The organism is Tardiphaga sp., assembly GCF_028290785.1.
In the GTDB taxonomy this organism is placed as follows: Bacteria; Pseudomonadota; Alphaproteobacteria; order Rhizobiales; family Xanthobacteraceae; genus Tardiphaga.
In genome coordinates this window covers 1-17,790 of the sequence record NZ_JAQGJD010000176.1, presented here as the reverse complement: position 1 = coordinate 17,790, position 17,790 = coordinate 1, and the positions used below count along the sequence as shown (strand labels likewise).

14 protein-coding genes and 1 pseudogene are annotated in these 17,790 nt (G+C 64.6%); 13 read left to right on the top strand and 2 right to left on the bottom strand.

Translation table 11 applies throughout. From position 1 onward, the window contains the following. The 5 genes and pseudogenes from JWR89_RS10350 to JWR89_RS10330 form a co-directional block, all read left to right on the top strand. A pseudogene (locus JWR89_RS10350) lies at positions 1 to 197 on the top strand (efflux RND transporter periplasmic adaptor subunit); the annotation flags it as partial. Positions 198 to 200: 3 nt separating this feature from the next. Continuing rightward, positions 201 to 3,329 carry an efflux RND transporter permease subunit gene (locus tag JWR89_RS10345; RefSeq protein ID WP_299715264.1) on the top strand — a complete coding sequence of 1,043 codons (3,129 nt, stop codon included), beginning with the start codon at positions 201 to 203 and terminating at the stop codon, positions 3,327 to 3,329. Between the two features lie 145 nt (positions 3,330 to 3,474). Next, positions 3,475 to 3,921: a hypothetical protein gene (locus JWR89_RS10340; protein ID WP_299715261.1), complete on the top strand. Its 447-nt coding sequence runs from the start codon at positions 3,475 to 3,477 to the stop codon at positions 3,919 to 3,921. 232 nt (positions 3,922 to 4,153) lie between these two features. Continuing rightward, positions 4,154 to 4,960 carry a hypothetical protein gene (locus JWR89_RS10335; protein ID WP_299715257.1) on the top strand — a complete coding sequence of 269 codons (807 nt, stop codon included), beginning with the start codon at positions 4,154 to 4,156 and terminating at the stop codon, positions 4,958 to 4,960. A 259-nt stretch (positions 4,961 to 5,219) separates the two neighbouring features. Continuing rightward, positions 5,220 to 7,106 (top strand): hypothetical protein, encoded by a 1,887-nt coding sequence (locus tag JWR89_RS10330; RefSeq protein ID WP_299715255.1) that lies wholly within the window; start codon positions 5,220 to 5,222, stop codon positions 7,104 to 7,106. Between the two features lie 80 nt (positions 7,107 to 7,186). Here the strand turns inward: JWR89_RS10330 and erpA are convergent, their stop codons facing one another. Further along, positions 7,187 to 7,519 (bottom strand): iron-sulfur cluster insertion protein ErpA, encoded by a 333-nt coding sequence (erpA, locus tag JWR89_RS10325; RefSeq protein ID WP_299715252.1) that lies wholly within the window; start codon positions 7,517 to 7,519, stop codon positions 7,187 to 7,189. A gap of 100 nt (positions 7,520 to 7,619) precedes the next feature. On the opposite strand from erpA, the gene JWR89_RS10320 reads away from it, so the two are divergent. The 6 genes from JWR89_RS10320 (at position 7,620) to scpB (ending at position 15,522) form a co-directional block, all read left to right on the top strand. Next, positions 7,620 to 8,834 (top strand): deoxyguanosinetriphosphate triphosphohydrolase, encoded by a 1,215-nt coding sequence (locus JWR89_RS10320; RefSeq protein ID WP_299715249.1) that lies wholly within the window; start codon positions 7,620 to 7,622, stop codon positions 8,832 to 8,834. A 338-nt stretch (positions 8,835 to 9,172) separates the two neighbouring features. Continuing rightward, positions 9,173 to 10,960 carry an arginine--tRNA ligase gene (gene argS / locus JWR89_RS10315; protein WP_299715247.1) on the top strand — a complete coding sequence of 596 codons (1,788 nt, stop codon included), beginning with the start codon at positions 9,173 to 9,175 and terminating at the stop codon, positions 10,958 to 10,960. Between the two features lie 101 nt (positions 10,961 to 11,061). Beyond that, positions 11,062 to 12,489, top strand: a complete 1,428-nt coding sequence (locus JWR89_RS10310; RefSeq protein ID WP_299715244.1) for an SPOR domain-containing protein — start codon at positions 11,062 to 11,064, stop codon at positions 12,487 to 12,489. A gap of 46 nt (positions 12,490 to 12,535) precedes the next feature. Continuing rightward, positions 12,536 to 13,561 (top strand): beta-N-acetylhexosaminidase, encoded by a 1,026-nt coding sequence (gene nagZ / locus JWR89_RS10305; RefSeq protein WP_299715241.1) that lies wholly within the window; start codon positions 12,536 to 12,538, stop codon positions 13,559 to 13,561. Next, on the top strand, positions 13,558 to 14,394 hold the full coding sequence (locus tag JWR89_RS10300) for a ScpA family protein (RefSeq protein ID WP_299715238.1): 837 nt from the start codon (positions 13,558 to 13,560) through the stop codon (positions 14,392 to 14,394). Before nagZ ends, JWR89_RS10300 begins: the two co-directional genes overlap by 4 nt. 21 nt (positions 14,395 to 14,415) lie before the next feature. Next, the gene (scpB, locus tag JWR89_RS10295; RefSeq protein ID WP_299715235.1) at positions 14,416 to 15,522 is read left to right on the top strand and encodes an SMC-Scp complex subunit ScpB; all 1,107 of its coding nucleotides are present in this window, start codon (positions 14,416 to 14,418) and stop codon (positions 15,520 to 15,522) included. A 253-nt stretch (positions 15,523 to 15,775) separates the two neighbouring features. Here scpB and JWR89_RS10290 read toward each other — a convergent pair whose 3' ends face one another. After that, entirely contained in the window at positions 15,776 to 16,456 is a 681-nt protein-coding gene (locus JWR89_RS10290; RefSeq protein WP_299715232.1) for a uridine kinase, read from the bottom strand. A 361-nt stretch (positions 16,457 to 16,817) separates the two neighbouring features. Here JWR89_RS10290 and JWR89_RS10285 point away from each other — a divergent pair, with 361 nt between their 5' ends. Further along, the gene (locus tag JWR89_RS10285; RefSeq protein ID WP_299715229.1) at positions 16,818 to 17,060 is read left to right on the top strand and encodes a twin-arginine translocase TatA/TatE family subunit; all 243 of its coding nucleotides are present in this window, start codon (positions 16,818 to 16,820) and stop codon (positions 17,058 to 17,060) included. A gap of 153 nt (positions 17,061 to 17,213) precedes the next feature. Continuing rightward, positions 17,214 to 17,732: a Sec-independent protein translocase protein TatB gene (tatB, locus tag JWR89_RS10280; RefSeq protein WP_299715226.1), complete on the top strand. Its 519-nt coding sequence runs from the start codon at positions 17,214 to 17,216 to the stop codon at positions 17,730 to 17,732. Positions 17,733 to 17,790: the final 58 nt, after the last annotated feature.

Here is a 17,790-nt window from a genome sequence, read left to right as displayed (position 1 = left end):
GCCAGACCGGCAATTTCGTTTTCACGGTGAAGGACAATGTCGCCCATGTGCAGCCGGTCACGGTCGACCGCACCGCGCAGGGCATGTCGGTCATCAGCTCCGGCCTGACCGGAAACGAGGATGTGGTGGTCGACGGCCAGTTACTGCTCACCGAGGGCACCAGGGTCGAGGCGCGCTCCCGCAAGGCCGGGGCCTGAGCCATGACGCTCTCCGAACTCTGCATCCGTCGCCCGGTGATGACCACGCTCATCACCGCCACCATCATCGCGTTCGGCATCTTCGGCTTCCGGCTACTGCCGGTGTCGGCGCTGCCCAAGGTGGACTTTCCGACCATCGCCGTGACCGCGACGCTGCCCGGCGCCAGCGCCGATACCATGGCGGCCTCCGTCGCCGGCGTCATCGAGCGCCAGCTCTCGACCATCGCCGGCATCTCCTCGATGTCGTCGAGCTCGTCCCAAGGCACCACCGGAATCACCATCCAGTTCGACCTCAACCGCAACATCGACGCCGCGGCGCTGGACGTGCAGACCGCGCTGACCATTGCGCAGCGCCGGCTGCCGATCGAAATGACGATCCCGCCGAGCTTCCGCAAGGTCAATCCCGGCGACTTCCCGGTGCTGTTCGTGTCGCTGAGCTCATCGACGCTGCCGCTGTCGGCGGTCAACGAATTCGGCGACATCACCATCGGGCAGGCGCTGTCGCAGATCCCCGGCGTCGCCCAGGTGGTGATCTACGGCTCGCAGAAATTCGCCATTCGCGTGCAGGCCGATCCGGAAGCCGCCGCAGCCCGCGGCCTGTCGCTGGAAGACATCCGCACCGCGGTGTCGCGCGCCAATTCGTCGACGCCGGTCGGCACCCTGAACGGCCCGAAGCAGGACATCTCGCTGCAGGCCTCCGGCCAGATGAACAAGGCGGCCGACTACAGCCAGATTGTGGTCGCCTGGCGCAACGGCTCGCCCGTCAAGCTCAACGAAGTCGCCAAGATCTACGACGCGGTCGAAAACGACAAGGTCGCGACCTGGCTGAACGGCAAGCCCTCCATCGTGCTGGCAATCCAGAAGCAGCCCGACGCCAACACCGTCGCGGTGGTCGATGGCGTCCGCGCCAAGCTGCCGTCGCTGCAGGCGCAGTTGCCGCCGTCGGTCGAAGTCAGCGTGATGATGGATCGCTCGATCTCGGTGCGGCAGGCGGTGGCCGACGTCGAGGAGACCCTGCTGATCGCGGTCGGGCTTGTGATCGTGGTGATCTTCCTGTTCCTGCGCTCGGCCTCGGCGACCTTCATCCCGGCGCTGGCGGTGCCGATCTCGCTGTTCGGCACCTGCGCCGTGATGTACATGCTGGACTATTCCATCAACAACATGACGCTGCTGGCGCTGACGCTGTCGGTCGGCTTCGTGGTCGATGACGCCATCGTCATGCTGGAGAACATCGTCCGCCACATCGAGCATGGCATGAAGCCGTTCGACGCGGCGCTGAAGGGCGCGCGCGAGATCGGTTTCACCATCGTCTCCATCACCTTCTCGCTGATCGCGGTGTTCATCCCGGTGTTGCTGATGGGCGGCATCGTCGGTCGCGTGTTTCGCGAATTCGCGGTGACGGTCGCCGCGGCGATCATCGTCTCCGGCTTCGTGTCGCTGACCCTGACGCCGATGCTGTGCGCGCGCGTGCTGAAGGCACACGATCCGCACAAGAAGGAAAACATCGTGCTGCGGCTGTTCGAGCGGATGTTCGCGAGCTGGCTGCGCGGTTACGAATGGGCGCTGGACCATGTGCTGGCGCACAAGTTCCTGATGCTGCTGGTGACCATCGCGACGCTCGGCGGCACCGTCTATCTCTATCTGATCGTGCCCAAGGGCTTCTTCCCGCAGGAGGACACCGGCTTCCTGACGGGGATCACCGAGGCCGCCACCGACACCTCGTTCGAGGCGATGAAGACCCGGCAGCTGGCGCTGGCCGAACTGCTGAAATCCGATCCCGCCGTCGATTACATCAACTCCACCGTCGGCTCCGGCGGCCCGAACCCGACCGCCAACTACGGCCGGCTGTTCATCGCGCTGAAGCCGCAGAAGGAGCGCGAGTCCGCGCCGGTGGTGATGGCGCGGCTGCGCCAGAAGGCCACCGCCATTCCGGGCCTGCAGGCGTTCTTCCAGAGCATCCAGAACCTCAACGTCGGCGGCCGGCCGTCGAAGAGCCAGTATCAATACGTCCTGCAGGGCAGCGACACCGACACGCTGTACCGCGTCTCGCCGGAGATGCGCGACCAGATCGCCAAGGTGCCCGGCCTGCTCGACGTCACCACCGACCTCTACATCAAGAACCCGCAGATGACCGTCGATATCGACCGCGAGAAGGCCGCGGTCTACGGCATCACCGTCGATCAGGTCCGCAACCAGCTCTACAACGCCTTCGGCGCGCGGCAGGTCGGCACCATCTACATGCCGACCAACGACTACCAGATCATTCTGGAGGCGCAGCCGCAGTTCCGCATCGATCCCAGCGATATCTCAAAACTCTACATGAAGACCGGCAACAACCAGACCATCCCGCTGTCAGCGGTGGCGCGGCTGGTGCCGAGCGTGGGTCCGCTGCAGATCAACCACCAGGGCCAGCAGCCCGCGGTGACGATCTCGTTCAACCTGCTGCCCGGCTATTCGCTGGGCTATGCGGTCGATCAGATCACCAGGATCGAAAGCGAGTCCAAGCTGCCGATCACCATCGCCACCGGTTTCTCCGGCACCGCGCAGGTGTTCCAGGACAGCTTGCGCGGGCAGGGCGTGCTGATCCTCGCCGCGGTGTTCGCGGCCTTCGTCATCCTCGGCATTCTCTACGAGAGCTTCATCCACCCGATCACCATCATCTCCGGCCTGCCGTCGGCGGGCATCGGCGCGATCCTGACATTGATGCTGTTCAAGATGGAGATGTCGGTGATCGCCATGATCGGCATTGTCATGCTGGTCGGCATCGTCAAGAAGAACGCCATCATGATGGTCGACTTCGCGCTGGAGCGCCGCCGCGTCGGGCTCTCTGCCGAACACGCCATCCGCGAGGCGGCCTTGCTGCGCTTCCGGCCGATCATGATGACCACCTTCGCCGCGATCTTCGGCACGCTGCCGATCGCGCTGGGGGCGGGGGCGGGCGCCGAACTGCGCCAGCCGCTCGGCGTCGCCGTGGTCGGCGGCCTCTGCGTCTCTCAGTTGTTGACGCTGTTCATCACCCCGGTGATCTACATCTATCTCGACCGCATCGACCGCAAGCTGAAGCGCCGCCTGCAACCGCAGGAAGAAGACGCCTTCGACGAAGAACGCCCGCGCGTGGTGGCGGCGGAGTAATGCGCGCGGCTGGAAGCCGGGTGCGCGTCTGTCATCAGCTGTGCCGTAAAAATATGCCGCGCTAGTTCCCGGCCGGGATTGTTAAACCTGAGCGCTTGTGCTTTTTTAAACGCAACCACACGTTTAGCGTAGGGGGGGCGTTCAGATGACTAATATCGTCTACCAGATCACCATGGGTACGGGGCTGGCCCTGGCCATCGACGGCAACAGCCACCAGGCCGGAAGCCAACTGATCCTCAACACCGCATCGCCCAGCGATCCCGACCAGTTGTGGAGCCTGGTTTCCTATCCGGCGACCCGCGGAATCATCCTGCTCAATCCCTATCGCGGGCTGTACGCAGCCCCGGCGTCGGGGGACAACGGCGCGGCCGTGCAGCTGTTCGACCTGCCTGAAAACCTGACGTTCGACGCTGCCCATACCTGGGAGATCGTCAGCGACGCGCCGTACCCCGTGCGCATCGTCGGTAACACCGACCAGAACCTCAACGCGGCCGGCAATGACTGGCAGCCGATCAGCACCCGGATCATCGTCTGGGGATGGGACAGCGGCCTGAACGAAGTATGGAGCTTCAAGCCCGTCAGGACCGGTTAGAGCAATTTCTCCTTGAGATGACTCGAGTCAGCCGCAGCCGTCATTGCGAGGTCAACGAAAGCTGGCTCGCCAGCTTTCCTCTTAGCCCTTGCGACGAAGCAATCCACACTGTGCGTGTGGCTCTCGGGATTGCTTCGCTCAGCGAAAGTCGCCTTCGGCGATTTGCGCTGGCTCGCCATGACGCGGTTGTCGGTCCGTTCATTCCGGAAAAGAGCTGGCGGGGAAGGAAGCAATGACCCCCCTTATTACGATCAACGTGATCAACGACTCTTCCAGTATCCAGGATTTTTATTTTTTCCAGCAACCCGCGGTGTTTTCCCGGGGCCAGGAAGTCTATTCCAACAGCCTCTACAGCGAAGCCTTGCTGCCGTATGCTACTTCGGGTGCCGTTCTCAGCTTTTCGATGATTCCGCAGAACTACGCGGGGATGGAAGAGCAGGTCTCCCCACCGGAGGTCGGGCAACCCTCGGGGCTGCTCGTTGCGGTTCAGCCCATCGATCTTACGCCGGCTGACAGGACTCCCACCAACAATACGACGACGATGCCCGTATCGCCCTCGCTCGGCCTTTCGGTCCCTGTCTGGACGCCGGGTCCGCCGCCGGGATCCTTTCGTATAGCGACGCCGGCGTTGAATCCGACGCTTTCCAGTTACAATGCCGGACCGGCGGTGCGATCGATCGCGGCGGGGGTCATCATTTCAAGCTTCGTGACGGTTCGGCCCGAGACCAATCTCGATTGTGCGCCTGTCAATATTTTCTATGTGCAAACCGGAAGCTATCCGCCTGGCTCCGTGCTGAACTTCAGGACTTCATCGATCAGGGCAGCGCTCTGCGACGCCACAGCCGGGTTCACGACATTCAACGTCGCCTATAATCCTGACGGCACCTGGACGGTCGAACAGACCGGCGCGGACGAGTTGGCCGACGGCAGCCTGTGCGAGATTGAAGGACCGACCGATGCGATCTCATCGCGCGTGGCGAATGCGGAAATCCGTAACGAGGACGCCACCGCCGGATCGTTGGTCAGCGATGATTCGTGATCGGAGTATTTTCTATTCGGGCTCGAACTATCCGCCTTATTGCGAAGAGCCCTTGCGAAGAAGCAATCCAGCGTTCGGTTGTGGCTTTCTGTATTGATTCGCTCCGCGCAACTCGCCTGTGATTCTCGCGGGCTCGCACCGACATATTCAGAAGGTAAATCCAAGACCATTTCACCGCAATGATACCGCTGCCGATCCGAGCTTGGCGGAGACGACTGCGTTTATGGGGAGGAACTGCCCTCGCTGTTGAACTGGCCCGATGAAGGTCGTAGCGATAGCGATGAAAAAACTCCTGGGCGTCCTGTTCGTTTGCCTCATTGGCATCGTCTTCACGCTCGCCGACGGCTACCCGTTGTCGATCGTGCGCCACCGCTGGCAGGAGGTCATCACCGAAAGCAACCACGCCGCGCTGCGGCCAGGCTCGGTCTACGACATCCTCACCCATTTCGAGCAGAACTTCGGCCGCACGCGTCCGCAGTTCAATTACCTGTTCTTCGATACCGGTCTGGGGGCCGCCGACCCGATCTACCCGGTGTTCCAGGTCGGGTACCAGGAGAGCTGGCCGCAGCTCGTCAAGGCTGGCTTCTCGGAACAGAACCGTCACATCGATCATTTCTCCACCGGCGACACGCCGGAGGGCTGCCGCATCCAGTCGGTGTACTGGGTTCGCCACATCGACGAGTTCCCCGACATGTACGGTGAGCTGCGGGCCGACGGCTACAGCCTGATCGACATCAGCTTCGACTACTACGTGAAGCTCCGCCCCGACGCGCAATGCGGCAAACACCACGCCCATGAGCTGAGCGAACAGTTCGATCCGGTCAAATCGATCTACGGCTATGCGGAGAAATTCAGAACCTTCGCGGACATCCCGCCGGATCTGCTCGCCAGATACGAAGCCAAGATCGGCGTCCTCAAACTGATCACCCAGAACTTCGAGACGCGGCAAGACCAATGGGCGAGCTATGACGACAGCTACAGCCTTCGCGACAACTCGATGTGGTTCTACCCCGACGGATTTGCACCCGATCACGGCATCGATACCCCGCGCCGGCAGAGCGGCTTGCGCTTCCTGACGCAAGCCAAGCATCTGTTTTTCGCGGCCGAGGCGGCGCTGGACGATCGGTTTCCATTGGCGAGGACGTTGGGAGCAGAAGGGTTTTCGAAGACGCTGGATTTTCTCAACGGCAAGCCGACGCCGAACTTCGACCCGGCGAGCGAGCCCGGCGGCGACACGCTCGACATTGCCCGGCAGGTCAGCCCGAAAAATTTTTATACGTCGGGCACCACCGTCGAACCGATCGCCGACGTAACAAGCGACGTCAGCGATCCCCGCCATTTCAAACTGGTCTCCGTGGTGCTTCGCCCGGGCGAGCCGGCAAGCGACGTGCATTTCTCCGGCTTGCAGGAGATTCCGCAGGTCCGGATGGTTTACCAGCTGATGAGCCCGCGTTTCCCCGGGCGGGCCTACGAGCAGCTCTTCATCCATCTCGAGTTCGACGCCATCGACCGGCTGCTTCCCGCCGCGCAGCGCCGCGTTGCCGCAGCCATCTTCCTGCACAAGGCGGATGCCTTGGCGGGATTGCGCGAGCGCAACGCGCCCGGCGCCGGCGAGGCGACCGCGGACTTCATCCAGGAGGCGATCGGGGGGCGGGCGGTGCAGACCGCGAGCTGGAGCTCGTCGCTGACGGGGCTGTGGGTGTTCGGCACTTTGAGCCGTTCGTATAACGCCGATCGCAAGCTGGAAGCCGTGCCGATCGTGCGCGAAGGCGTCGACATCGGCTTCTACTCGAGCGCCTACGACACCCCCTTGTTCCGGCTTGCCGTCGAGAAGGCTGGAGGACGCGACAAAGCCGATCTGCAGGCGGTGCTCGATGACCTCACCCCGCGAACCTATCGCGATGTCCGGCGGCACGATCCGGAAGCCCTGACCTTCAACCGCATGACCTGCGCCCAATGCCATCAGATGGCCGGGCGCGACGGCGTGCACGTGCTGCTGAACGACGGCTTGGACCGGCGCATCTCCACGCCGTACAAGGCCACGGAATACGTGTTCCGGGAGCTCGATCGCCAGTTAAGCCGCATCCCGCGGCTGGACGTGGAGGACGTGACCATTGGTGCCGTTCCGACACCGGTGTCACGATAGGAAGGCTTCGGGCGTAGCCGAAGGCGCAATCCGCCGCCCGGCGGCGCAATACGCTGGGCTATGGCGCCCTACGATTGTTGTCAGATCGAAAAGCTGGTCCCGCAGCCGCACGACGCCGTGGCGTTCGGGTTGACCACCCGGAACGAGGCGCCGATCAGGTCGTCGACGAAATCGACCTCCGAACCCGCCAGGAACGGCACCGACGCCGAATCCACCAGCACCACGGCGCTCTCGCGCGCGATCACCAGGTCATCGTCGGCCTTCGCGCGATCGACGTCGAACTTGTAGGAGAAGCCGGAGCAGCCGCCGCCCTCGACGGAGATCCGCAGCATGGCGCCGTCACCCTCGGTCTTGAGGATTTCGCCGATGCGGCGGGCGGCCCGCTCGCTGATGGTGACGCTGGCTGATGTCATGACGTGCTCCCGCGGGGAATCTCGGGGAAGTTTGAATAACCCGCCACTCATAGTTAAGTGGCGCGGACAGCGGAATCAATTGGATAGAGGATAAATCGCCGTGTCCGTCGGAATGGCTGCCCCCCGCGCGCTCTACGCCTGCGACCCCGAGCGCAGCCGCGGCCGGCTGTTCGCCGAGCCGGAAAGCTCGACCCGCAGCGCGTTTCGGCGGGATTGCGACCGGGTGATCCATTCCACCGCGTTCCGGCGGCTGAAGCACAAGACCCAGGTGTTCGTGTTCCATGAGGGCGACCACTACCGGACCCGGCTGACCCACACGCTGGAAGTGGCGCAGATTGCGCGGGCCATCGCAAGGCAGCTCGGCCTGGACGAGGACCTCACCGAGACCCTGGCGCTGGCCCATGACATCGGCCACCCGCCGTTCGGCCACGCCGGCGAGCGCGCCCTCGACACTTGCCTCGCCGACCATGGCGGCTTCGACCACAACGCCCAGACTTTGCGCGTGGTGACGGCGCTGGAGCACCGTTATCCCGACTTCGACGGCCTCAACCTGACCTGGGAGACCCTCGAAGGTATCGTCAAGCACAACGGCCCGCTGACCGACGCCAACGGCGCCGCCATCGGCCGCTACGCCGCCCACGGCCTGCCGCTGGGGATTACCGAGTTCAACGACGCCTGGGATCTCGAACTGTCCAGCTTCGCCTCGCTGGAAGCCCAGGTCGCCGCCCTCGCCGACGACATTGCCTATGATGCCCACGACATCGACGACGGCCTTCGCGCCGGGCTGTTCACCGTCACCGACCTCCGGGTGATGCCGCTGGCCGCCGACATGATCGACCACATCGATGCGCGCTATCCGGACCTCGACGAAGTCCGGCGCGGCGCCGAACTGGTGCGCGAGCTGATCTCCTACCTGATCGGCGCCGTGGTCACCGAAGCCGGGAAGCGGCTCGGCGCCGCGCGCCTCGCATCGGTGGAGGAGGTGCGCCGTCACGGCGCGGTGCTGATCGCGTTCCCGCGCGAGGCGGAGAAGGCGGAGGCCGGCATCAAGGCATTTCTGAAGGAGCGGATGTACCGCCACGCGCGGGTGATGCGGGTGATGGGCGAGGCCGAATGCATCCTGTTCGACCTGTTCGCGCGCTACCAGCGCGCGCCCGAGGACATGCCTCCGGAGTGGCTCGCGCCAAAGGGCGCCGGGCCGGAAACCGCCACCGACCGCGCCCGGCGGATCGGCAATTTCATCGCCGGAATGACCGACAGGTTTGCCATTACGGAGCATATCAGACTGTTTGATTCAACTCCGGAGTTACGTTAGAAAATTACTGTAAGTGACTGTTAGTAATATAAGTATTATTTCTTCATGTAATGGTTGATGCGCTTTAATCTTGTCCCGGACGCGGCGCGGCCTTGCGATGCGAAGCATCGCTTGGAAGTGCCGCTCCGCAGATCCGGGATCCCGGTTTCTTCTGCGCCCCACCGGGACCCCGGATCTGCGGCGCACCACGCCGCAAAGAAGCGGCGCAGTGCACCGCGTCCGGAACGGTTCCATCGCGACGAATCCGACTCTATGCAAACAAGTGCGGCGCGGCATCGCCAAACCCGCTATCCATCCCCTCCAGCCGGAATCGTCCGGCGCAAGTTCTGGTTCCATCGATGTCCGCTCCCACTCCGCATCTGTTCGCCAACGTCCTCGCGCGTGTCCACGCGGTCTGCCGTCAGCTCGCCGCCGATGGCGTGCTGCCCACCGGCCTCGATCTGGCGCGCGTCGTGGTGGAGCCGACCAAGGACGCCTCGCACGGCGACATGGCGAGCAACGCCGCGATGGTGCTGGCCAAGGAAGCGAAAGCCAAGCCGAAGGACATCGCCGAGGCGATCGCCGCCAAGCTGCGCGATGACGATCTGATCGCCTCTGTGGAGGTCGCCGGGCCCGGTTTCATCAATCTGACGCTGAAGACCTCGGCCTGGGCCGATGCCCTGCGCGCGGTGCTGCGCGACGGCGCGGGCTACGGCCAAAGCGCGGTCGGCGGGCGCGAGAGGGTCAATGTCGAATACGTCTCGGCCAATCCGACCGGGCCGATGCATGTCGGCCATTGCCGCGGCGCGGTATTCGGCGACGCGCTGTGCAGCTTGCTGGTCACCGCCGGCTTCGACGTCTGCCGCGAATATTACATCAACGACGCCGGCGCGCAGGTCGATGTGCTCGCGCGCTCGGCGTTCCTGCGCTACCGCGAGGCGCTGGGCGAAAATATCGGCGCGATCCCGGAAGGGCTGTATCCCGGCGATTACCTGGTGCCGGTGGGGCAGGCGCTGGCGTCCGAATTTGGCGATGCGCTGCTCAAGCAGCCCGAGGCCGAATGGCTGCCGGGCGTTCGCGACCGGTCGATCGCCATGATGATGGAGATGATCCGCGGCGATCTCGCCGCGCTCAACATCCAGCACGACGTGTTCTTCTCCGAACGCTCGCTGATCTCCGGCGACCGCGACGTGGTGGCCGAGACCATCGCCTTCCTGCGCGCCAAGGGCGACGTCTATGTCGGCCGGCTGCCGCCGCCGAAGGGCAAGCCGGTCGATGACTATGAAGATCGCGAGCAGACCCTGTTCCGGGCCACCGCCTATGGCGACGACGTCGATCGCCCGCTGCTGAAGTCCGACGGCGGCTACACCTATTTCGCCTCCGATATCGCCTACCACAAGAACAAGGTCGATCGCGGCTTCCTCAACCTGGTGGACGTCTGGGGCTCCGACCACGGCGGCTACATCAAGCGCGTCCAGGCGGCGATCAAGGCGGTGACCAACGATACCGCTACGCTCGACGTCAAGATCGTGCAGCTGGTCAAGCTGCTGCGCGACGGCGAGCAGGTGAAAATGTCGAAGCGATCCGGCGATTTCGTCACCCTGCGCGAGGTGGTGGACGAGGTCGGCCCCGACGCGGTGCGCTTCATGATGCTGTTCCGCAAGAACGACGCTGTGCTGGATTTCGACCTCGCCAAGGTCAAGGAACAGTCCAAGGACAACCCGGTGTTCTACGTGCAGTACGGCCACGCCCGCGGCCACTCGATCTTTCGCAACGCGCGGGTCGAGATGCCCGAGCTGCCGGAAGAGGCCGCCGCGCGGGTGGCCTGGCTGCAGGACGCCGCCGTGGAGCGGCTGGACGATGCCGCCGAGCTCGGCCTGATGCGCCAGCTCGCGCTGTATCCGCGGATGATCGAGTCCGCGGCGTCGGCGCATGAGCCGCACAGGATCGCGTTTTACCTCTATGATCTGGCCAGCGCGTTCCATGCGCTGTGGACCCGGGGGCGCGATATGCCTCATTTACGCTTCATTATCACTAATGATGCAGTACTTACCAAGGCGCGATTGGCATTGGTCCAGGGCGTTGTCTCGGTTCTGGCATCGGGCCTCGCCGTTCTCGGCGTCTCCGCTCCGGACGAGATGCGGTAAATGGGGACGACCGGTCACGTGGGGATCCGTGGCGGCTTATATTACGCTGTTTCGTTTGACGAGCGAGTTGGCGGCTTTCCCGAAGGGGACGCGACATCATCATGGCTGATCGATACCAGGACCGACCTTTCGCGGACGACGACTACGGTCGTGAAGCCGATCGCACGCGCCCCAAAGGCGAGGGCGATCCGCTCGCGGAACTGGCGCGGCTGATCGGCCAGACCGATCCGTTCGCCCATCCCGACCGCTCGGCACCGCGCCGCGCCGAACCGGCGCCGCACGACGAGCCGTACCATGAGGCCGACGTCGCGCCGCCCGGGCCGCCGCCATGGATGGCGCGCGCCAACGCGCACGGCGCGCATCAGGAACCCCAACAGCAGGAATTCGAGAATTTGCATCCGCTCCAGCGCTACGCCGCCCAGCACCCCGAGCCCGAGCCGGATTACCATCAGGCGCCGGCCTTCGCGGCGGATGCGGATCACCATTCGCACGAGCAGGCCGATCCCGGCCGCTATGACGAAGCGCTGTACGGCCAGCCCGATCACGGCCAGGAGCCGCACGCGCAGGACCAGCACTATCAGGAAGATCCCTACTATCAGGACGGCTACGACGAGCCGGCAGCCCCGAAGCGCCGCAGCGGTCTGGTAACCGTCGGCGTGGTGCTGGCGCTGGCCGTGGTCGGCACCGGCGCGGCGTTCGCCTATCGCACCTTTGTCGGCACCACCCGATCAGGCGAGCCGCCGGTGATCAAGGCCGATACCGGTCCCAACAAGATGGTGCCGCCCTCGGCCTCCACCGCCGCGGACGCCAACAGCAAGCTGATCCAGGACCGCCTCGGCGGCGCCGCACCGGAGAAGCTGGTGTCCCGCGAGGAGACGCCGGTCAACGTGCAGGACAACACCAAGGCCGGGGGCCCCCGCGTGGTGTTTCCGCCGCTGAACCAGAACAACAACCCGCCCTCGACCGCCTCGGTCTCGCCGGCCAACAAGCCGATGGTCGGCAATGGTTCGGTGCAGGGCGACGAACCGCGAAAAATCCGCACCTTCGCCGTCAAGGGCGACCAGCCCGACGGCACCGCGACGCCAGCTTCCCGTCAGGCGCCTGCCAAGCTCACCGGTGCGGCGCCCGCCGCCGCTCCGGCACGCGCGACGCCGCCGTCCAACGCCAATGCCTCGGCCAATGCGCCGATGTCGCTGTCGCCGCAGGCCGCGCCGGCGATGGCACCCGCCCGCGTCGCCAACAACGCGCCGCAGCAGATCGCGCCGGCGCCCGCCGCCGGCGGCGGCTATGTGGTGCAGATCGCCTCGCAGCGCTCCGAGGCGGAAGCCTCGGCCTCGTTCCGAGCGCTGCAGGGCAAGTACCCGTCAGTGCTGGGATCGCGCACGCCGACGATCAAGCGCGCCGATCTCGGCGAGAAGGGCGTCTACTACCGGGCCATGGTCGGCCCCTTCGGGTCGCCCGACGAGGCCTCGCAGTTCTGCGGGAACCTGAAATCTGCCGGCGGGCAATGCGTCGTCCAAAGGAATTAACGGCCGTTTCCTTGACCGTGGGGTTTGATGGGAGCTAATCGGCCCCATGAGCACACGCGCATTCATCACCGGCATATCCGGCCTGGAACTCACCGCCGAGGAGCGCGCGTTTCTGCGCACCGAGCGGCCGTGGGGCTTCATCTTGTTCAAGCGAAACATCGACAATCCCGCGCAAGTCGCGAGATTGGTTGAAGAACTTCGCGGGGCGACCGGCGATCTCGACGCTCCCGTCCTGATCGACCAGGAGGGCGGCAGGGTGCAACGCCTTGGCCCGCCGCACTGGCCGGTCTACCCGCCAGGCGCGGTGTTCGGCACGCTCTACGACATCGATCCGGAACTGGGCTTCCGGGCGGCGCGGCTGAGTTCCCGGCTGATCGCCGCCGATCTCGTCGATCTCGGCATCACCGTGGATTGCCTGCCGCTGGCCGACGTCCCGGTGCAGGGCGCCGACGCGGTGATCGGCAACCGCGCCTATGGCACGGAGCCCGGCAAGGTCGCGGCCATCGCCCGCGCCGTCACCGAGGGTCTGGAGCAGGGCGGCATCCTGCCGGTGCTCAAGCACATTCCCGGCCACGGCCGCGCCACCGCCGACACCCATTTCAAATTGCCGGTCGTGGATACCTCCGCCGCGGAACTCGAGGCGTTCGATTTCGCCGCGTTCCGGCCGCTGGCCGATTTACCCATGGCAATGACTGCACATGTTGTGTTTAGCGCTCTGGATGCCGCCCAACCGGCGACGACATCTGCGACAATCATCGAACAGGTGATTCGCGGCAGTATCGGGTTCCAGGGTTTGTTGATGAGTGATGACGTCTCCATGAATGCGCTGGCAGGATCGATCGCCGAGCGGACCCGGGCGATCGTCACGGCCGGCTGCGACATCGTCCTGCACTGCAACGGCAAGCTCGACGAGATGCGCGAAGTCGCCGCCGAAACGCCGCTGCTTGAAGGCGAAGCGGCGAAGCGCGCCAAGGCGGTGTTTGCGGCGCGTCGGCAGCCCGATGCGTTCGACCGGATCAAGGGGCGCGCCGAGCTCGATGCCCTGATTGCCCGCGCGGAGGCCAGCGCATGAGCGCCGAGATCCTGTCATTCGAGACCGGGCTGCCCGCCGAGATCGTCGCCGACGACGAACCGTCGCTGGTCGTCGATGTCGAGGGCTATGAAGGTCCGCTCGATCTGCTGCTCGCGCTGGCGCGGCAGCAGAAAGTCGATCTGCACAAGATCTCGATCCTGGCGCTCGCCGACCAGTACCTGGTGTTCATCGAAGCCGCGCGAAAGATTCGCCTCGAACTGGCCGCCGACTATCTGGTGATGGCGGCGTGGCTGGCGTTCCTGAAATCGCGGCTGCTGCTGCCGGATACCACCGTGCCGGGCGAAGGCCCGAGTGCCGAGGACATGGCGACCGCGCTGGCCAACCGGCTGCGCCGCCTCGAAGCCATCCGCGAAGCGTCCAACCAGTTGATGACCCGGCCGCAACTGCACCGCGACATCTTCCCGCGCGGCATGCCGCAGGCCATCGCCGAGGTGAAGCATCCGCGCTTCACCGCGACGCTGTACGACCTGCTGTCGGCCTATGCGACGCAACGGCAGTCGCGGGTGCTGACGCGGGTTCATCTCGCCCGCCGCACCGTGTGGTCGCTGAGCGAGGCGCGCGCCTCGCTGGAGCGGCTGGTGGGGATGGCCGAGGACTGGAGCCGGCTCGACGAATACCTGCTGGCCTTCGTCGTCGATCCCGCTCAGCGCGCCACGGTGATGGCGTCGAGCTTTGCGGCGGCGCTGGAAATGGTTCGCGAAGGCACCATCGACATCAGCCAGACAGAAGCGTTCGCACCTTTGTATTTTCGCAAGCCGCCGCCGCGTTCCGCGTCGGCTGCGCTGGCGGAGCCGGAAGTTCCGGCTGAGTAAGTGGAAGAAGGAGATCCCGACATGGCAAACCTCGCCGAGAAAATTATCGACGATGCCGAGGATCCGATCGTGCAGCCGGAGCCGGCCGCGCGTCCCGAGGAACTGCGTCTGCTCGAAGCGCTGCTGTTCGCCTCCACCGAGCCGCTCGACCAGGCCGCGCTCGCCAAGCGCATGCCGGATGGCGTCGATGTGAAGGCGGCGCTGGCGCAGCTGCAGGCCGACTACGCCATGCGTGGCGTCAATCTGGTTCGCGTCGCCAACAAATGGACGTTCCGCACCGCGGGCGATCTGTCGTGGCTGATGACCCGCGAGACCACCGAAACGCGAAAACTGTCGCGCGCGGCGATCGAGATGCTGGCCATCGTCGCCTATCACCAGCCGGTGACCCGCGCTGAGATCGAGGACATCCGCGGCGTCATCACCTCCAAGGGCACCCTCGACGTGCTCTTGGAGACCGGCTGGATCCGGCCGCGCGGCCGTCGCAAGACGCCGGGCCGACCGCTGACCTTCGGCACCACCGACGCGTTTCTGTCGCAGTTCAGCCTTGAGGCGCTCGGCGACTTGCCGGGCCTCGAAGAGCTGAAGGGCACCGGCCTGTTGGATTCGCGGCTGCCCGCCGGCTTCAGCGTGCCCAACCCGTCCGACGATCCCACCCTGCGCGAAGACGAGGATCCGCTGGAAGGCGACGACGACCTGCAACTGGCGCTGTCGGCGCCGGAGCCGGAATTCCCCGAGCTGCAGGCCAAGGCGATGGACGCCGTCGAACTGGAAGTCGCCGAACACGAGATCGCCGATCCGGAAGGCGTTGCCGAGCAGGGCGCCGAAGTCGCGCAGCTTGCCGACATCGAAGACCTCGCCGCGCTGGAGACCATCGAGCCCGAACTGGGAGCCGCCGACGAAGTTGCGGAGCCAGAAGAATCCGAAGCGACTGCCGCTGAACTCGATGAGGCTGAGCCCGAACTGGACGAGCCCGAACTCGAAGACGAGCCCGAGGCCGAAACCGCCGAAATCGAGTCCGACGTGAGCGACCTCGAAGCCGACGAACTCGAAGAAACCGAAGCCGTCGACCTGGCCCCGCGCGTCGGCGAAGCCGGCTCCGACGAGCCGGAAGAAGACACCGAGCGCTGATCGAGCGCTTGTCCCGGACGCGGCGCAGGGCGCCTCCGTGAGGAGGCGGCGTGCGTTGCAGCGCCGGGACCGTTGCGAACGCCGGAGCCTGCGACGGTCCCGGTTCCGCGAAGCAGCACTGCGTGCAGCGTCGCGCCCGGGACAACATCCGGTTTGCTTGGAGTTCCGGCCGCGTACGCTCCGTCCTGTGCTGCGACGCTATCGGCTGATGTACACGACCTCATGCTGCCGGCCCGGCAGCGAGACGGACACCTCAAAGTCGGCTCGGTTTCACGATCGTGGGAGACCGAAGGTCGTTGTAGTCGATCACGATCGTTGCCCTGGCTTCCGGTTGGCAACTCTGAAGATAAAGCCGCTGTCCCTCGACATAGCGTCGGTTCGATGGCGCCGCAGGGTCTGCTGATGATCCATCTCGCGCAGCACACCGCGCCACGGACACGGCAAAGTCCGTTCGAAGGAAGATGGACACGTCCCAATACGCCAATAATTCGGACCGGTGCAGAAAGATTCCGTCCAACAGCAGGATGGAAAATGGCGGAGCGTCAGCCTTGACGACCGATACGGCTCGGTCCGTTACATGGTCGAAACAGGCCCGACGATATCGATGCGACCCACCCGGACTGAGCGGGTCCAGCAGGTATTTCTTCAGTGCAGTGTAGTTGTAGGAGTCTTGGAAAAATCCCGCCGGGGAATGCCGCCCTTGCCGATATCTGACAGCCCTGCAATTGTGAAAACCGTCCACCGATGCGCGAATGACCGGGCGGCCCAGAGCGGCGACGACGGCACTGAGTTCATCGGCGAATGTAGTCTTTCCAGCCCCGTCGATCCCATCAATAGCCACGCGGAGCGTTCGATCCGGCGACGCCAGGACAAGCCGACCCGCCAGTTCGGCAAGCAGGCGCTTCCTGTTTTCCGTTTCGATGGGGTTGTCCATGCGCCAGTCCTGAAACTGCGCTAGCTTACGGCGTAGCGTTGCTGGACCACGCTTCGCGAAAGTCCTGCACCACCGACGCAACAGACCGACGCAGTTCCATGGCAACGCCCACCGAATGCAGCCGAGCATCGAATACAACTTGTAGCTGTTATTTGCAATGGCCGACTTGTCACCCGGTGGCTGGGAGGCCGCCGGGCGCGGGACCGATGCCGGCCTTCGCAGCCTTTAACCCTCGCGACGATGCGCCGCGATATCCGCGATTCCACCGGGGCTTGGGTCCTTGTTTTTGACACCCCCGCGGCCTACGTTCCCGGTCAGATCGGCGGCCGGGCGACTGGCCGCGTGTTGGAGGATTATCAGGATGGGTTCACTCAGCATTTGGCACTGGATCGTGGTGATCGGGGTGGTCCTGTTGTTATTCGGGCGCGGCAAGATTTCCGACCTGATGGGCGACGTGGCCCAGGGCATCAAGGCGTTCAAGAAGGGCATGGCCGACGACGACAAGCCAGTCGCCACGGACAAGCCGGTCGAGCCGGTCCGCACCATCGACCAGCCGCCGGCGCCCGCCGCCGCGCGCACCGATGTCGGCAGCAAGGTCATCTGAGCAACGCCGCGCCAATTTTTGGAGTCTTGCGGCAAAACCGGGGCAACGGCCTCTTGCTCTTGATTTCGCGAGATTTTTCTTGCGGCGAATGTGTGGCAACGCCATTGAAGGAGACGTGGGGCTAATCCAGTCTCGCGTGAGCGGATTTTTTAAATGTTCGACATCGGGTGGAGTGAACTGGTCGTCATCGCGGTCGTCGCGCTGATCGCCATCGGCCCGAAGGAATTGCCCGGCGTGCTGCGCATGGTCGGGCAGTGGATGGGCAAGGCGCGCAAGATGGCCTCTGAGTTTCAGGGCCAGTTCAACGAGGCGATGCGCGAAGCCGAGATGGCCGACGTCAAGAAGGCCTTCGACGACGTCAAGGAAGCTGCTTCCGGATTCTCCAAGAACAACATCATGACTTCGCTGACCAAGGACGTCAGCGATGCCATGACCATCGACAAGATCGAGAATCTCGACACGCCCGTGACCACGCCAACCACCCCGGAGCCGCCGACGCCGGAGACGTTTGTCGAAGCGGAAACCCATAACGCGCAGATGGAGCCGCTGGCGATCACCCAGGAAGTTCACGCTGCGCAGCCGGTGACGCAAGCCTCCGTCGTTGCCGAAGAGATTGCTCCCGTTGAGCCCGCTGCCAATCCCGATGTGCTGAAGGACGCCCGAGCGTCATGAGCGCGGAAGATATCGAAGCCTCAAAGGCACCCTTGATGGATCACCTGATCGAGCTGCG

What these genes read in the sequence shown, in the direction of transcription:
- JWR89_RS10345 (WP_299715264.1), top strand. Translation starts at nt 201, where the DNA reads ATGACGCTCTCCGAACTCTGCATCCGTCGCCCGGTGATGACCACGCTC.
- argS (WP_299715247.1), top strand. Translation starts at nt 9,173, where the DNA reads ATGTCCGCTCCCACTCCGCATCTGTTCGCCAACGTCCTCGCGCGTGTC.
- JWR89_RS10290 (WP_299715232.1), bottom strand. Translation starts at nt 16,456, where the DNA reads ATGGACAACCCCATCGAAACGGAAAACAGGAAGCGCCTGCTTGCCGAA.
- nagZ (WP_299715241.1), top strand. Translation starts at nt 12,536, where the DNA reads ATGAGCACACGCGCATTCATCACCGGCATATCCGGCCTGGAACTCACC.
- tatB (WP_299715226.1), top strand. Translation starts at nt 17,214, where the DNA reads ATGTTCGACATCGGGTGGAGTGAACTGGTCGTCATCGCGGTCGTCGCG.
- JWR89_RS10335 (WP_299715257.1), top strand. Translation starts at nt 4,154, where the DNA reads ATGACCCCCCTTATTACGATCAACGTGATCAACGACTCTTCCAGTATC.
- JWR89_RS10310 (WP_299715244.1), top strand. Translation starts at nt 11,062, where the DNA reads ATGGCTGATCGATACCAGGACCGACCTTTCGCGGACGACGACTACGGT.
- JWR89_RS10300 (WP_299715238.1), top strand. Translation starts at nt 13,558, where the DNA reads ATGAGCGCCGAGATCCTGTCATTCGAGACCGGGCTGCCCGCCGAGATC.
- JWR89_RS10330 (WP_299715255.1), top strand. Translation starts at nt 5,220, where the DNA reads ATGAAGGTCGTAGCGATAGCGATGAAAAAACTCCTGGGCGTCCTGTTC.
- scpB (WP_299715235.1), top strand. Translation starts at nt 14,416, where the DNA reads ATGGCAAACCTCGCCGAGAAAATTATCGACGATGCCGAGGATCCGATC.
- erpA (WP_299715252.1), bottom strand. Translation starts at nt 7,519, where the DNA reads ATGACATCAGCCAGCGTCACCATCAGCGAGCGGGCCGCCCGCCGCATC.
- JWR89_RS10285 (WP_299715229.1), top strand. Translation starts at nt 16,818, where the DNA reads ATGGGTTCACTCAGCATTTGGCACTGGATCGTGGTGATCGGGGTGGTC.
- JWR89_RS10340 (WP_299715261.1), top strand. Translation starts at nt 3,475, where the DNA reads ATGACTAATATCGTCTACCAGATCACCATGGGTACGGGGCTGGCCCTG.